The organism is Kosakonia sacchari SP1, assembly GCF_000300455.3.
Taxonomy (GTDB): domain Bacteria; phylum Pseudomonadota; class Gammaproteobacteria; order Enterobacterales; family Enterobacteriaceae; genus Kosakonia; species Kosakonia sacchari.
On sequence record NZ_CP007215.2, the window covers coordinates 2670978 to 2686614 of the forward strand.

Consider the following 15637-nt stretch of genomic DNA (forward strand, 5'->3'; position numbering starts at 1 on the left):
GTGTCGCTATGAAAAAGCTGTTCGTCCAGTTTTACCTTTTGCTGTTCGTCTGCTTTCTGGTCATGACGATGCTGGTGGGTCTGGTGTATAAATTCACCGCCGAGCGCGCTGGCCGCCAGTCCCTTGACGACCTGATGAAAAGCTCGCTGTACCTGATGCGTAGCGAGTTGCGCGAGATCCCGCCCAATCAATGGGCCAGAACTCTGAAGGAGCTGGATCTCAATCTGTCGTTTAATCTGCGCATTGAGCCGATGAGCAAATACACGCTGGAACCGCGCCCGGCACAGCGGCTGCGTGAAGGTGATATTGTGGCGCTTGATTCGGAATACACTTTCATCCAGCGTATTCCCCGCAGCCATTATGTTTTGGCGGTCGGCCCGGTGCCGTATCTCTTTTTCCTGCATGAAACGCGGTTGCTGGATATGGGATTAATGGCGCTAATTGCTATCTCTCTCGCCTTCCCGGTATTTATCTGGATGCGCCCGCACTGGCAGGAGATGTTGCGGCTTGAATCGGCAGCACAACGCTTCGGCGAGGGGCATTTAGAAGAGCGCATTCATTTTGACAGTGCCTCGAGTTTTGAACGGCTCGGCATCGCCTTTAACCAGATGGCGGACAATATCAACGCGCTGATCGCCAGTAAAAAGCATCTTATAGACGGCATCGCCCACGAACTGCGCACGCCGCTGGTCAGGCTGCGTTACCGGCTGGAGATGAGTGAAAATCTCAGCGAAACCGAGCATGCGGCGTTAAATCGCGATATCGGGCAACTGGAAGCGCTGATTGAAGAGTTGCTGACTTACGCCCGTCTCGATCGCCCGCAGACCGAGCTGAAACTCACCTCGCCGGATCTACCCGCGTGGTTCAGCAGTTACCTTGACGATGCGCGCAGCATGAACCCGCAGCATACCTTTTTGCTGGCAACAACACCGGGTGAAGATTATGGCGCGCTGGATATGCGTCTGATGGAGCGCGTTCTGGATAATCTGGTGAATAACGCCCTGCGCTACAGCCAGCAAACGATAAAAGTCACCTTACAACACGAAGGCGCACAGGCTCGCATGATCGTTGAAGATGATGGACCCGGTATTGCGCCCGAAGAGCGCGAACGCGTGTTTGAGCCCTTTGTTCGCCTCGATCCCAGCCGCGACCGCGCAACCGGCGGATGCGGGTTAGGGCTGGCGATTGTGCATTCCATCGCGCAGGCTTTCGGCGGCGAAGTCAGTTGCGCGCAGAGCGAACTGGGCGGCGCGAAATTTTCTTTCCACTGGCCAATTTACCACCACATTGTTTTGCCCTCCTGACCATTAATCGCACAGTGGCCGAATCCCGGCGACTGTGCTATAAACACAAGTATGTTGTAACTAATGGAGTGCAATATGGCGGCCTTAGATTTGATCGAACGCCTGAATACCACCTTCCGGCAACTTGAACATGAACTGGCAGCGCTAAAAACCGAGTTAGCGGGTTGCCGGTTAATGACCGCGCGCGTATTTAGCCTGCCGGATGTGCCCAAAGGCGCGGAACACAACCCGCTTGCCGCGATTCATGTCGAGCAACATCTTGGTCAGCGGGCGGCAGAGCTTGCCCATAAGCATTACACCCATCTCTTTATTCAGCAGCAGTCGGAAAACCGCAGTAGTAAAGCCGCCGTGCGGCTTCCGGGCGTTATCTGCTATCAGGCAAATGAGGCGACGCTTAGCGCGCTGACCGACCGCATCAGTACGGTGAACGCGCTGAAATTAGCCTTTGAGCGGATTGTCACCCAGGAATCGGAGCTGGCTCCCGCAGCCCGGTTTGAATGGGTGCATCGCCACCTGCCGGGGCTTATCACCTTAAATGCTTACCGGACACTAACGGCTATTCGCGCACCGGCAACCATCCGTTTTGGCTGGGCGAATAAGCATATTATTAAAAACCTCACTCGCGATGAGGTGCTGGCGCAACTGGAAAAGAGCCTGAAATCCCCGCGCGCCGTCTCTGCGTGGACGCGTGAAGAGTGGCTGGGGCGCATTGAGCAGGAGTACAACGATATCGCCGCCCTGCCAAAACAGGCACGGCTTAAAATCAAACGCCCGGTGAAAGTGCAGCCCATTGCCCGCGTCTGGTATGCCGGTTTACAAAAACAGGTGCAATATGCCTGCCCGACACCGCTTATCACGCTGATTTCAGAAGAGAATGGCGGAACCGTCCCGGATATTGGCGAGTTGATGGATTACAACGCGGAAACTATTCAACACCGCTATAAACCACAGGCGCAGCCGCTGACGCTGATCATCCCGCGGCTGCACCTGTATCTGGCGGGTTAAGCCTGTTTCAAACTGCCAACCATTGATTCCGGACGCACCCAGTTGTCAAACTCGGCTTCCGTCAGGTAGCCGAGCGCCAGCGCAGAGGCTTTCAGCGTCAGCCCCTCTTTGTGCGCTTTTTTGGCAATTTCCGCTGCCTTGTCGTAGCCGATATGGGTATTCAGGGCGGTCACCAGCATCAAAGACTCATTGAGCAGTTGATCAATACGCTCGCGGTTAGGTTCAATCCCCACGGCGCAATGCTCGTTAAAGCTCTCCATCCCGTCCGCCAGCAGACGTACCGATTGCAGGAAGTTATGGATTACCATCGGGCGGAAAACGTTCAACTCAAAGTTGCCAGACGCGCCGCCAATATTCACCGCGACATCATTGCCCAGCACCTGGCTGCATAACATCGTCATTGCTTCGCACTGCGTGGGGTTAACTTTACCCGGCATGATCGAACTGCCCGGTTCGTTTTCCGGGATCGCAATTTCACCAATACCACAACGCGGGCCAGAGGCGAGCCAGCGCACATCGTTAGCGATTTTCATTAATGAAGAGGCCAGCCCTTTCAGCGCGCCATGCGCATGCACCAGTGCATCGCAGGTCGCCAGCGCTTCAAATTTATTGGGCGCGGTAATAAACGGTTGCCCGGTAAAGCTGGCCAGCTCTTGGGCCACGCGCACGGCGTATTCCGGGTGCGTATTCAGCCCGGTGCCCACGGCGGTGCCGCCCAGCGCCAGTTCGCTCAGGTGCGGCAAGCTCTGTTCGATATGTTTAAGGTTATGTTCAAGCATCGCCACCCAGCCGGAGATCTCCTGGCCCAGCGTCAGCGGCGTCGCGTCCTGCAAATGGGTACGGCCGATTTTGACAATACCGGCAAACGCGATGGCTTTCTCATTAAGCGTCTTTTTTAGTACCTGTAACTGCGGGATCAGTTGCTCACGCACGCCAATCACCGCCGCGACATGCATCGCCGTCGGGAAAACATCATTTGAACTCTGGCTTTTATTCACGTCGTCATTGGGATGGATCTTGCGCTCCATGCCGCGCACACCGCCGAGGATTTCGCTACCGCGGTTGGCCAGCACCTCGTTCATGTTCATATTGCTCTGCGTACCGGAGCCGGTCTGCCAGATAGCGAGCGGAAACTCATCAGGATGTTGACCAGCCAGCACTTCATCCGCCGCCGCGATGATCGCGCGCGCTTTCTCTTCGGGCAGCAGCCCCAAATCCTGATTAACTTTCGCCGCTGCGCGTTTGGTCAGCGCCAGTGCGTGGATCAGTGAGACCGGCATTTTTTCCGTTGAGATACGGAAGTGCTCAAGCGACCGCTGGGTTTGCGCCCCCCACAGTTTGTCTGCTGGGACGTCGATTGCGCCCATCGAATCTTTCTCACTGCGATACGTTGCCATGACTCTCTCCTTGGTTACAAAGTGATATTGGGTTGCGACATTGCTCACCTGCAAACAAGTAAAAGTATTGATGCTTTTTATAATGTTGTTTACTGCTTTGTGCTTAAAAAAACCGCCCCGAAGGGCGGTCAATACTATTTAACGCAGCGGGCACACTGGCCGGATTGAATTTGCTGGAAGAAGTCGTTGCCTTTGTCATCCACAAGGATAAACGCCGGGAAATCTTCCACTTCAATTTTCCAGATAGCTTCCATTCCGAGTTCCGGATAAGCGACACACTCAAGGCTTTTGATACTGTTCTGCGCCAAGATCGCCGCCGGGCCGCCAATGCTGCCGAGATAAAAACCACCGTGTTTATGGCAGGCATCCGTCACCTGCTGGCTGCGGTTGCCTTTCGCCAGCATGATCATGCTGCCGCCCTGCGATTGCAGTTGATCAACATAAGAATCCATACGCCCGGCGGTGGTCGGCCCCAGCGAACCGGAGGCATAACCTTCCGGTGTTTTTGCCGGACCAGCGTAGTAAATCGGGTGATCTTTAATGTACTGCGGCAGATGCTCGCCGCTGTCCATCAGCTCTTTGAGCTTCGCGTGGGCGATATCGCGCGCAACGATAATCGTGCCGGTAAGCGACAAGCGCGTAGAGACCGGGTACTGCGAAAGCTGTTCGAGGATCGCTTTCATCGGGCGGTTAAGATCCACTTTCACCGCTTCGCCTTCACCGGCCTCGCGCAGCGCTTCCGGAATGTATTTGCCCGGGTTCTGCTCTAAACGTTCCAGCCAGATACCATCGCGGTTGATTTTACCTTTAATGTTGCGATCGGCAGAACAGGAAACGCCCATGCCGACCGGGCACGATGCGCCATGACGCGGCAGACGGATCACGCGAATGTCGTGAGCGAAATATTTCCCGCCAAACTGCGCGCCAAGACCGAGATTCTGCGCTTCCACCAGCAGCTCTTGCTCCAGTTGCACGTCGCGGAACGCCTGTCCGTGCTCATTACCTTCAGTTGGCAGCGCGTCATAATATTTGGTGGAGGCAAGTTTGACCGTTTTCAGCGTCGCTTCCGCCGATGTACCGCCAATCACAAACGCGACATGGTAAGGCGGACAAGCCGCCGTACCGAGGGTGCGCATCTTCTCAACCAGATAGTTTTTCAGCTTCGCCGGGGTGATCAGCGCCTTGGTTTCCTGAAACAGGTAGGTCTTATTCGCCGAGCCGCCGCCTTTGGCGATACAGAGGAATTTGTATTCATCGCCGTCAACACTGTAGAGGTCGATCTGCGCTGGCAGGTTGGTACCGGTATTCACCTCTTTGTACATATCCAGCGGGGCGTTTTGCGAATAGCGCAGGTTCTCTTCGGTGTAGGTGTTGTAAACACCGCGTGCCAGCGCCGCTTCATCCCCGCCACCGGTCCAGACGCGCTGGCCTTTCTTGCCCATGATGATCGCCGTGCCGGTATCCTGGCAGGTCGGCAGAATACCTTTCGCGGCAATGTCGGAGTTGCGCAGGAATTGCAGGGCGACATATTTGTCGTTTTCACTGGCTTCGGGATCGGCAAGGATATCGGCGACCTGCTGCTGGTGCGCCGGGCGCAGTAAAAATGAGGCGTCGTGGAAAGCGTGTTGCGCCAGCAGCGTCAGCGCTTGCGGATCCACTTTCAGGATCTGCTGGCCTTCGAACTCAGCCACAGAAACATAGTCGCGGCTGAGCAGGTAGTATTCGGTGTCATCCTTTCCGAGCGGGAAAGGATCCTGATAATAGAAGGGTTTGTTCGACATTGTTCTCTCACTTACGGCTGATCTGGTTATTGTTCAGGCAGTCAATCCATCTGCCTGTGTTAAAGCGAGTCGCCATATCCTACACAATTTTTTAACAAAAACTGAGACTAGTACGACTTTTTACCCTCGCAGGTTACTTCCGTCGGCTTTGTTGCTTTAATAACGCCATAATTTCATTAATGAGAAAGGGCTTGATAATGCAAAAACTCATCAACTCCGTGCAGAACTACGCCTGGGGAAGTAAAACGGCATTAACGGATCTCTACGGCATTGCCAATCCTGACAATCTGCCGATGGCAGAATTGTGGATGGGCGCGCACCCGAAGAGCAGCTCAAAGGTGCAGGATGCCAGCGGCCAGACCCGTGCGTTGCGTGAGGTGATTGATCAGGATAAAACCCGCCTGCTGGGCAGCGCAGTGGCGAATCGTTTTGGCGAATTACCGTTTCTGTTTAAAGTGTTATGCGCTGACCAGCCGCTGTCGATTCAGGTGCATCCCAACAAGAAAAACTCCGAGACAGGCTTTGCCAAAGAGAACGCCGCAGGTATTCCGCTGGACGCCGCAGAGCGCAACTACAAAGATCCGAACCACAAGCCGGAGCTGGTGTTTGCCCTGACGCCGTTCCTTGCGATGAACGCCTTTCGCGAGTTTTCCGACATTGTTTCCCTGCTGCAACCGGTGGCGGGCGCACATCCGGCTATCGCCCATTTCCTGCAAGCGCCTGGCGCAGAGCGCCTGAGCGAGCTTTTTGCCGCGCTGCTCAATATGCAAGGCGAGGAGAAATCCCGCGCGCTGGCGGTGTTGAAATCGGCGCTTGGCAATCACTCCGGCGAACCGTGGCAGACCATTCGCCTGATTAGCGAGTTCTACCCGGATGACAGCGGCCTCTTCTCTCCGCTGTTGCTGAACGTGGTGAAACTGAACCCAGGCGAAGCGATGTTCCTGTTTGCCGAAACCCCGCATGCCTACCTGCAAGGCGTGGCGCTGGAAGTGATGGCGAACTCCGACAACGTCCTGCGCGCCGGGCTGACACCGAAATACATCGACATCCCGGAACTGGTAGCGAACGTAAAATTCACGCCGAAACCCGCCAGCGAGCTGCTGACGCAACCGACGCAGCACGGTGCAGCGCTGGATTTCCCGATCCCGGTAGACGATTTTGCGTTCTCCCTGCACGATCTCAGCAGCAAGGAAACCCAACTGGCGCAACAGAGCGCGGCCATTGTCTTCTGTGTGGAAGGCGAAGCGGTGCTCAGCAAAGCGAGCCAGCAATTAGTGCTGAAAGCGGGTGAATCGGCGTTTATTGCCGCCGACGAATCGCCTGTTGGCGTAAGCGGCACCGGTCGCGTGGCGCGAGTGTTTAATAAGTGAGAGTAAGTTACTGAACTTTTTAGCAAGGATTGCTAAGCTTGAAGGCACATCACTCGACATCCAGGCGGCGTTAACCGCCTGGTTTCTTTTTTAGGGATAAATATTATGAAAAAAACGTGGGTTGCCGCAGGGATTATCGTCGCGCTCGGTATCGTCTGGACGGGCGGAGCCTGGTACACCGGCAAACAACTTGAAGGTCGTCTGGCGGAGATGGTCAGCCAGGCGAATGCGCAAATTAAGCGCAATGCGCCGGAGGCCAATATTGAGCTCTCTGCGCAGGATTACCAGCGCGGCCTCTTTTCCAGCCAGTTAACCTTGAATATTAAACCGCTCGCCGGCAGCACCAATACGTGGCTGAAGCCGGGGCAAGCCATTGTTCTGCATGAGACGGTCGATCATGGCCCCTTCCCGCTGGCGCAGCTTAAAACCTTTAGCCTGACGCCTGCGATGGCTTCCGTGCATACGCAACTGGTCAATAACGAAGTGACAAAAGGGCTGTTTGATATTGCCAAAGGACAGGCGCCCTTCTCTGCTGACACCCGCATTGGCTATAGCGGCGATACCCGCACGGATGTCACGCTGAGCCCGCTGAATTCAGAAAAAGACGGCGACAAAGTTGCCTTTAGCGGCGGTCATTTCCGCTTCAGCGCGGACAGCCAAGGTAACGCTCTGGCGCTGAGCGGCGAAGCCGAAAGCGGCCTGGTGGATACGGTGAATGAGTATGGGCAGAAAGTGCAGCTCTCGTTCAATAACCTGAAAACTGACGGTTCCAGCGAGATGTCCAGCTTTGATGAGCGTACCGGCAACCAGAAGATGAGCCTCGATAAGCTCGCGATTTCTATTGAAAATAAAGAGATGGCGCTGCTCGAAGGCATGAACTTAACCGCAAAATCTGAGGTTGCGGATGACAAAAAGAGCCTCAACAGCCAGTTGGATTACGCCCTGAACAGCCTGAAGGTGCAGGGCCAGGATCTCGGCAGCGGAAAACTGACGCTGAAAGTGGGCCAGATTGACGGCAAAGCCTGGCACCAGGCCAGCGAGCAGTACGACGCGCAAATCCGTGCCTTAATGGCACAGCCGGATATCGCGCAGAACCCGGAACTCTACCAGCAGAAAGCCACCGAAGCGTTCCTCAGCATTGTTCCGCTGTTGCTGAAAGGTGAACCCGTGTTGACCGTTGCGCCGTTAAGCTGGAAAAACGCCAAAGGCGAAGCGACCTTTAATCTGTCCCTGTTCCTGAAAGATCCGTCAACCGCAACCGGCACGCCGCAAACGCTGGCCGAGCAAGTTGACCGCACGGTGAAATCCCTCGACAGCAAGCTGACGATCCCGCTGGATATGGCCACCGAAATGATGACTCAGGTGGCAAAACTTGAAGGCTATCAACAAGAGGACGCGGCGAAACTGGCAAGCCAGCAGGTGAAAGGCCTGGCGGCGATGGGCCAGATGTTCCGCATCACTACCGTGGAAAACAACAGCATCCTCACCAGCCTGCAATATGCGAACGGCCAGGTGACGCTGAATGGCGAAAAAATGCCGCTCGAGCAATTTGTCGGGATGTTTGGTATGCCAGGGCTACAGCCTGCCCAACCGGACGACGCGACACCACCTGTTCCGGCAGTACCGCAGCAGTAATTTTCAGCCCCTTTCGAGGGCTTTTTATTTTCTGGTCGGTCATCTTGCCGGAATCCGAAAACGACAACCCCGTTACCGGCTCGCGTTTTTTGCGCGACAAAAACTGATAAAACCGTCTGCGCTCTGCGCATCCGCCAGAGCATTCTTTTTACGTAAGGAGAGGTTATGGCGGGGAAAACCGCGCAAAAAGCGAACCTGTGGGCATTTTTCCAGCAGCTCGGTAAAACCTTTATGCTGCCCGTCGCGCTGCTGTCGTTTTGCGGCATTATGCTCGGCATTGGCAGCTCGCTGAGCAGCCGCGATGTGATAACACTGCTGCCGGTGTTAAGCCATCCGCTGCTGCAGGCCATTTTTATCTGGATGAACAAAATTGGCTCGTTCGCGTTCAGTTTCCTGCCGGTGATGTTCTGTATCGCGATTCCACTGGGACTGGCGCGTGAAGATAAGGGCGTGGCGGCTTTTTCTGGTTTTGTCGGCTATGCGGTGATGAACCTGGCGGTGAATTTCTGGCTCACCGCGCAGGGCATATTGCCCACTAACGATGCGTCACTGCTCAAAGCGCATAACGTGCAGAATGTGCTCGGCATCCAGTCCATTGATACCGGGATCCTCGGCGCGGTGATTGCCGGGATTATTATCTGGCGTTTACATGAACGCTTTCACACCCTGCGCCTGCCGGACGCGCTGGCCTTTTTCGGCGGTACGCGCTCGGTGCCGATTGTCACCAGTGTCGTGATGGGCGTAGTGGGGCTTGCGATCCCGCTGGTCTGGCCGTGGTTTGCCATGGCGATTAGCGGCCTGGGGCACATTATCGATCGCGCCGGAGATTTCGGGCCGATGATTTTCGGCACTGGCGAACGCCTGCTGCTGCCCTTTGGTCTGCAACATATTCTGGTGGCGTTGATCCGTTTTACTGAAGCTGGCGGAACGATGGAGGTTTGCGGACACAGCGTCAGCGGCGCATTGACCATTTTCCAGGCGCAGCTTAACTGCCCGCAAACACACGGTTTCGCTGAAAGCGCGACGCGTTTTCTCTCACAAGGCAAGATGCCCGCTTTCCTCGGCGGCTTACCCGGCGCGGCGCTGGCGATGTACCACTGCGCACGGCCTGAAAATCGCCATAAAATAAAAGGCTTGATGATTTCCGGCGTGATTGCCTGCGTGGTGGGCGGTACGACCGAACCGATCGAATTCCTGTTCCTGTTTGTCGCCCCGGTGCTCTATTTAATTCATGCCGTGCTCACCGGCCTGGGCTTTACCGTGATGGCCGTGCTCGGCGTGACGATCGGCAACACGGACGGCAATGTGATTGATTTCATTGTCTTCGGCGTGCTGCACGGTTTGGCAACAAAGTGGTATCTGGTACCGCTGGTTGCCGCCATCTGGTTCGCCGTTTACTACGCCTTATTCCGTTTCGCTATCACCCATTTCGACCTGAAAACACCGGGGCGCGACAACACAGTGGCGGAAAGCGCAGACGCCGCAACGCAAGGTGTGACGGGCAAATCCGGTTATGACGTTCCTGCCCTGCTCGACGCACTCGGCGGAGCGGATAACGTCGCAACGCTGGATAACTGCATTACCCGCTTACGCCTGTCGGTGAATGCGATGGATAACGTCAATGTTGACGCCCTCAAGGCCAACCGTGCGATTGGCGTTATCAAAGTGAATGAACATGACCTGCAAGTGGTAATTGGGCCACAGGTTCAGTCGGTAAAAGATGAAATGGCGCAGCTCATCAAGGCGCAACAATTTGGCACCCCGGTGGAGGCGGAATAAAAATGACCAGGGATACGTTCGATTTCTCCACCCCCATTGACCGCCACGGCACTTGGTGTACGCAGTGGGATTATGTTGCCGATCGCTTTGGCCGCGCGGACTTACTCCCTTTCACGATTTCCGACATGGATTTTGCCACCGCACCGTGCGTAATTGACGCGCTACAACAGCGGCTTACCCATGGTGTGCTGGGTTACAGCCGCTGGAAAAACGAGGAATTTCTGGGTGCCATCTCGCACTGGATGACCAGCCGCTTTACTACGCAGATTGACGCTGAAAGCATTGTTTATGGCCCGTCGGTTATCTGGATGATTGCCGAAATGATCCGCCAGTGGTCGCAGCCGGGCGATGGCATCGTGGTTCATACCCCGGCGTACGACGCGTTTTATAAAGCCATTCAGGGGAATCAGCGGCAGTTGCTGGCCGTGCCGCTACAACACAACAATGCAGGTTGGTTTTGCGATATGGCGCAGCTCGACGCCGTGCTGGCAAGACCGGAGAGTAAAATCCTGCTGCTGTGCAGCCCGCAAAACCCGACCGGCAAAGTGTGGACTCGCCATGAACTGGAAACCATGGCAGCACTGTGTGAACGCCATAACGTGAGAGTGATAAGCGATGAAATTCATATGGATATGGTCTGGAGCAGCCGACCGCACATTCCCTGGAGCGCGGTTGCACGCGGGCCGTGGGCGCTGTTTAGTTCGGCATCGAAAAGCTTCAACATTCCCGCACTGACCGGCGCATGGGGGCTTATTGATGATGCACCGTCGCGCAATGGCTGGCTGGAGGCGCTGAAAAACAGCAACGGTCTCTCCTCGCCGGCAGTGCTATCGATCGTTGCCCATATCGCCGCTTACCGCGACGGCGCGCCCTGGCTGGATGCGCTTCGTGCTTACCTGCGCGCCAATCTGGTTTATCTGGCAGAGCGCCTGAATAACGCCTTTCCGGCGCTGAACTGGCAAGTGCCGGAATCCACCTATCTGGCCTGGATAGATTTGCGCCCGTTAGGGATTGATGATTCCGCGCTGCAAAAAGCGCTGATCGAGGAGCAAAACGTGGCCATTATGCGCGGCGATACTTACGGCGCGGAAGGCCGGGGGTTTGTGCGCCTGAATGTCGGTTGCCCACGGGTAAAACTCGAGCAAGGCGTGAAGAGATTAATCGCGGCCTTAGCGTCGCTTCATTAAGCCAATATTTGCGCAACTCGCCATCCGGGTTGCGCAAGATAGCTTTTTACCGCCTTTTGTCTCTATAATGGCGAGCACTTTCTTAAAATAAGAGTGCGACCATGATTGATCCCAACCTGCCGTTAACTGATATTCATCGCCATCTCGACGGAAACATCCGTGCACAAACGATTCTGGATCTTGGCCGCCAGTACAATCTGCCCCTGCCTGCACAAACCCTTGAAGCCCTGCGTCCGCATGTTCAGGTCACCTCTAATGAACCGGATTTGGTCAGCTTCCTCGCAAAACTCGACTGGGGTGTCAAAGTGCTGGCGTCGCTGGATGCCTGTCGCCGCGTCGCTTACGAAAACATGCAAGACGCGGCGCTGAACGGGTTGCACTACGTTGAACTGCGCTTTTCGCCTGGTTACATGGCGATGACCCATAACCTGCCGGTAGCGGGCGTTGTGGAAGCGGTGATTGCCGGTGTACGCGACGGGAGCCGTGATTTCAACGTACAGGCGCGCTTAATCGGCATTATGAGCCGTACCTTCGGCGAGGCCGCATGTTTACAGGAACTCGATGCGCTGCTGGCGCACCGTGACGGCATTACCGCGCTGGATCTGGCCGGTGATGAACTGGGTTTCCCCGGCAGCCTTTTCCTTTCACATTTTAACCGCGCACGTGATGCGGGCTGGCAGATTACGGTTCATGCGGGCGAAGCCGCCGGTCCGGAAAGCATCTGGCAGGCGATTCGTGAACTCGGCGCCGTACGAATCGGACACGGCGTGAAAGCGATTGAAGATGCCGCGCTGATGGATTTCCTTGCTGAACAGCGGATTGGTATTGAATCCTGTCTGACCTCGAATATTCAGACCAGCACCGTACCGTCACTTGCCCGCCATCCGCTGAAGACCTTCCTTGAACATGGCATCCTGGCGAGCATCAATACCGACGATCCGGCGGTACAAGGTGTCGAGATTGGTCATGAATATCAGGTTGCCGCCCCGGCTGCCGGGCTGAGCCGCGAGCAGATCCGTCAGGCACAGATTAACGGCCTGGAAATGGCGTTCCTCAGCGCAGAGGAAAAACAAGCGCTGCGCGACAGTGTTGCGAAGGCATAAGAAGGAAGAAGAAAACCGCTCACGACACTGCGTGAGCGGTAATTTTTCAGGTCAGACTCAGCGTAGAACGATGTTTTGCAGATTCAATGCCCAGCTCAATCAACTCCATTATCTGGATCGCCTGGCTGGCCGGAACCGGGTTTTCCCCCACGCCGTTCAGCGCATCGCGAATGGCCGCGTAATAGGCCGGATAGTTGCCTGGTAGCGTCAGCCAGTTCTCTTCCGTACGATCTTCACCGTCAACGCGGGTTAATACGCCGTCGCGCATGTCATAACCCCAGTCGGCTTGCGGCAGCCGCGCGCCGCTTTTCAGGCACTCTTCCTGCGGGTCCAGCCCATATTTCACATAACTGCCGCGCGAGCCATGTACGATATAACGGGCCGATTCTGCGGCGGCCAGCATGGTGCCATGCAGCACAACGCGCCGCTGCGGGTAGGCAAGCACCGCGTGAAAATAGTCTGTGGATTGCGCACCAGGGCGTAACTGCGCCAGATCTACCGTCAGTGATACCGGTAATCCGAAGAGGTTAACCGCCTGATCGAGCAGATGCGGTGCCAAATCATACCAGATGCCGCTGCCGGGCCCGCCTTGCTCGCGCCAGCGGTTACGCACCTGCGGACGGAAACGGTCAAAATGCGATTCGAAATAAGCCACTTCGCCCAGCGCGCCGTCAGCCAGCAAGGCTTTGAGCGTCAGAAAATCACTGTCCCAACGGCGGTTATGGAACACCGACAACACACGTCCGAGGCTACGCGCCAGCGCGTCCAGCTCACGAGATTGTGACAGTGTCACCGTAAAGGGTTTGTCCACCACCACATGTTTGCCTGCTTCCTGCGCCGCTTTGGCCAGCGGAAAATGGGTATCGTTCGGCGTGGGGATAACAATCAGGTCAATCGACGGATCGTTAAACAGATGCTTCGGCTCAGAGACAACCGGCACGGCTGGCCAATCCGCTTTTACTTTCGATTCGTCACTGCTGGAAATCGCGGCCAGCTCCATTCCCGCCGTTCCGGCAATCAACGGCGCATGAAATGTTTTGCTGGCGTAGCCATAACCTATTAATCCGACACGGACATTATCGCTCATAGAGTGGTCTCTCCTTATTGGAACGTCTATTTCACACCATCTGCCAGGTGGCGACAACCGCTTCAGTAACCCATTAGCGAAACGAATGAATTTAGCGTGCTCAGCCCTGGTTTCTGCCTAAAAAATCTGCTTAAATCTGCAACCAGGCACCGATTTTTATCGACAGCCGCAGACAAAAGTAAACATCAGGGAGTAGTAAAAGTATGGCCGGTATTTTCAATCGGATTATTGAATTAATGGGCTGGGTGGTACTCGGCGTATCGACCATTCTTTTGGTTTTTGCCAGCCATATCGATAATTATCAGCCCCCTGAACAGAACGTCGCGGCGCAAAAGAAATAATCGCCGCTGTAAAACGCGCAAAGTGCAACTCAGCGTCATATGTTTATTGCCAGTCATGGCGAAGGGCGTTAATCTTCACAGCCGGGTGCTGTTCTGGTGCCTGGTTTCACCTGAAAAGAAAACTCTTAATTTTGTGGCAGACCATTCCTGTGCTATTTACGCTCGGGTAATAATGTTTATTATTCGTACAAAATTAGCCTGCGTATATTTTCTGCCTCTTTCATATTATATGGACACCCCTCGACATGACCGTTCAGGACTATTTATTAAAATTCCGCAAAATCAGTTCGCTTGAAAGTCTGGAAAAATTGTTTGATCACCTCAACTACACGCTGACCGACAGCGGTGAAATTATCAACATGTACCGCGCAGCCGATCATCGCCGGGCGGAACTGGTTTCTGGCGGTCGTCTGTTTGACATTGGGTGCGTTCCGCGCTCGGTATGGCGCTACGTGCAGTAACGCCGCTGGCATTCGTCGTGTAATGCTTTATACTCCTCGCCCGGCGAAATCATTCAGAGCATTAATGCCTTAACAGAGGAATACGCATGACAACGACTCCTGCAGAAAGAATCGGAGGCTGGTTACTCGGCCCTCTGGCCTGGTTGCTGGTCGCGTTATTAAGCACCTCGCTGGCATTATTGCTGTACGCTACCGCCTTAATGACACCTCAGTCGGTAACGGCGCTGGGCGCACAACCGCTGAAACAAACCATCCTGTGGTTCGTCTCTTTCGCCTTCGCTATCGCCATCTGGTATTATACCTTCTGGCTGGTTATCGCCTTTTTTAAACGCCGCCGCAGCGTGCCGAAGCACTATATTATCTGGCTTTTGGTTTGCGTATTGCTCTCGGTTAAAGCCTTTGCGTTCGCTCCTGTCACCGATGAACTGGCGCTGCGTCAGTTACTCTTTCCGCTGCTTGCCGCTGCGTTGATGGTGCCCTATTTCAAGCGCTCAAGCCGCGTGAAAAGGACCTTTGTTAATCCGTAATAACCTTACAGTTATCCTGTTGTCGCCCGGTGCTGTTTGACCGATAATAGGCGGCTTTTTTTATTTCAGGCCACATAATGACAGACTATCTGCTGCTATTTATCGGAACGGTACTGGTCAACAACTTCGTGCTGGTGAAGTTTCTTGGCTTGTGTCCGTTTATGGGCGTTTCCAAAAAACTGGAAAGCGCAATGGGCATGGGACTGGCGACCACCTTCGTGATGACGCTGGCGTCCATCTGCGCCTGGCTCATCGATACATGGGTGCTGATCCCGCTGGATTTAGTCTACCTGCGCACGCTGGCGTTTATCCTGATTATCGCCGTGGTGGTGCAGTTCACCGAAATGGTGGTGCGCAAAACCAGCCCGGCGCTCTATCGCCTGCTGGGTATCTTCTTGCCGCTTATCACCACTAACTGCGCGGTGCTCGGCGTGGCACTGCTCAATATCAACCTTGGGCACAATTTCATGCAGTCGGCGTTGTATGGCTTCGCCGCCGCCGTAGGGTTCTCCCTGGTGATGGTGTTGTTCGCCGCGATTCGCGAACGCCTTGCCGTTGCCGATGTGCCCGCGCCTTTTCGCGGCAATGCGATTGCGTTAATCACTGCGGGCTTAATGTCTCTGGCCTTTATGGGCTTTAGTGGTCTGGTGAAACTGTAAT

The 15637-nt window shown here is 55.1% G+C and carries 14 protein-coding genes; 11 read left to right on the forward strand and 3 right to left on the reverse strand.

Annotated features, from left to right (window positions below; translation table 11 throughout):
• Positions 1 to 8 precede the first annotated feature (8 nt).
• Entirely contained in the window at positions 9 to 1304 is a 1296-nt protein-coding gene (gene rstB, locus C813_RS35565; protein WP_017456633.1) for a two-component system sensor histidine kinase RstB, read from the forward strand.
• Positions 1305 to 1379: 75 nt separating this feature from the next.
• Positions 1380 to 2309 (forward strand): DNA replication terminus site-binding protein, encoded by a 930-nt coding sequence (gene tus, locus C813_RS35570; protein ID WP_017456632.1) that lies wholly within the window; start codon positions 1380 to 1382, stop codon positions 2307 to 2309.
• On the opposite strand, the gene fumC is transcribed toward tus, so the two are convergent.
• Positions 2306 to 3706: a class II fumarate hydratase gene (fumC, locus tag C813_RS35575; RefSeq protein ID WP_017456631.1), complete on the reverse strand. Its 1401-nt coding sequence runs from the start codon at positions 3704 to 3706 to the stop codon at positions 2306 to 2308. The genes tus and fumC overlap by 4 nt on opposite strands.
• A gap of 134 nt (positions 3707 to 3840) precedes the next feature.
• The gene (fumA, locus tag C813_RS35580) at positions 3841 to 5487 is read right to left on the reverse strand and encodes a class I fumarate hydratase FumA (RefSeq protein WP_017456630.1); all 1647 of its coding nucleotides are present in this window, start codon (positions 5485 to 5487) and stop codon (positions 3841 to 3843) included.
• Positions 5488 to 5684: 197 nt separating this feature from the next.
• Here fumA and manA point away from each other — a divergent pair, with 197 nt between their 5' ends.
• From manA to add, 5 genes are all read left to right on the forward strand, one after another.
• Positions 5685 to 6857 carry a mannose-6-phosphate isomerase gene (manA, locus tag C813_RS35585; protein WP_017456629.1) on the forward strand — a complete coding sequence of 391 codons (1173 nt, stop codon included), beginning with the start codon at positions 5685 to 5687 and terminating at the stop codon, positions 6855 to 6857.
• A gap of 105 nt (positions 6858 to 6962) precedes the next feature.
• Positions 6963 to 8492 (forward strand): YdgA family protein, encoded by a 1530-nt coding sequence (locus tag C813_RS35590; RefSeq protein ID WP_017456628.1) that lies wholly within the window; start codon positions 6963 to 6965, stop codon positions 8490 to 8492.
• A 165-nt stretch (positions 8493 to 8657) separates the two neighbouring features.
• Positions 8658 to 10271, forward strand: coding sequence for a maltose/glucose-specific PTS transporter subunit IIBC (gene malX / locus C813_RS35595; protein ID WP_017456627.1), 1614 nt, complete (start codon positions 8658 to 8660; stop codon positions 10269 to 10271).
• A gap of 2 nt (positions 10272 to 10273) precedes the next feature.
• The gene (locus C813_RS35600; RefSeq protein WP_017456626.1) at positions 10274 to 11458 is read left to right on the forward strand and encodes a MalY/PatB family protein; all 1185 of its coding nucleotides are present in this window, start codon (positions 10274 to 10276) and stop codon (positions 11456 to 11458) included.
• Between the two features lie 101 nt (positions 11459 to 11559).
• Positions 11560 to 12561 carry an adenosine deaminase gene (gene add / locus C813_RS35605; protein WP_017456625.1) on the forward strand — a complete coding sequence of 334 codons (1002 nt, stop codon included), beginning with the start codon at positions 11560 to 11562 and terminating at the stop codon, positions 12559 to 12561.
• Positions 12562 to 12607: 46 nt separating this feature from the next.
• Here add and C813_RS35610 read toward each other — a convergent pair whose 3' ends face one another.
• Positions 12608 to 13648 carry an oxidoreductase gene (locus C813_RS35610; RefSeq protein ID WP_017456624.1) on the reverse strand — a complete coding sequence of 347 codons (1041 nt, stop codon included), beginning with the start codon at positions 13646 to 13648 and terminating at the stop codon, positions 12608 to 12610.
• 203 nt (positions 13649 to 13851) lie between these two features.
• Here C813_RS35610 and blr point away from each other — a divergent pair, with 203 nt between their 5' ends.
• The 4 genes from blr to rsxA all read left to right on the forward strand — a co-directional run bounded on the left by blr (position 13852) and on the right by rsxA (position 15636).
• Positions 13852 to 13989 (forward strand): division septum protein Blr, encoded by a 138-nt coding sequence (blr, locus tag C813_RS35615; RefSeq protein ID WP_017456623.1) that lies wholly within the window; start codon positions 13852 to 13854, stop codon positions 13987 to 13989.
• A 245-nt stretch (positions 13990 to 14234) separates the two neighbouring features.
• Complete coding sequence (gene ydgT / locus C813_RS35620) at positions 14235 to 14450, forward strand: transcription modulator YdgT (RefSeq protein WP_016496264.1); 216 nt, start codon at positions 14235 to 14237, stop codon at positions 14448 to 14450.
• 86 nt (positions 14451 to 14536) lie between these two features.
• Positions 14537 to 14977, forward strand: coding sequence for a DUF2569 domain-containing protein (locus C813_RS35625; protein WP_017456622.1), 441 nt, complete (start codon positions 14537 to 14539; stop codon positions 14975 to 14977).
• Positions 14978 to 15054: 77 nt separating this feature from the next.
• Positions 15055 to 15636 (forward strand): electron transport complex subunit RsxA, encoded by a 582-nt coding sequence (gene rsxA, locus C813_RS35630; protein WP_017456621.1) that lies wholly within the window; start codon positions 15055 to 15057, stop codon positions 15634 to 15636.
• The last annotated feature ends 1 nt before the right edge of the window (position 15637 follow it).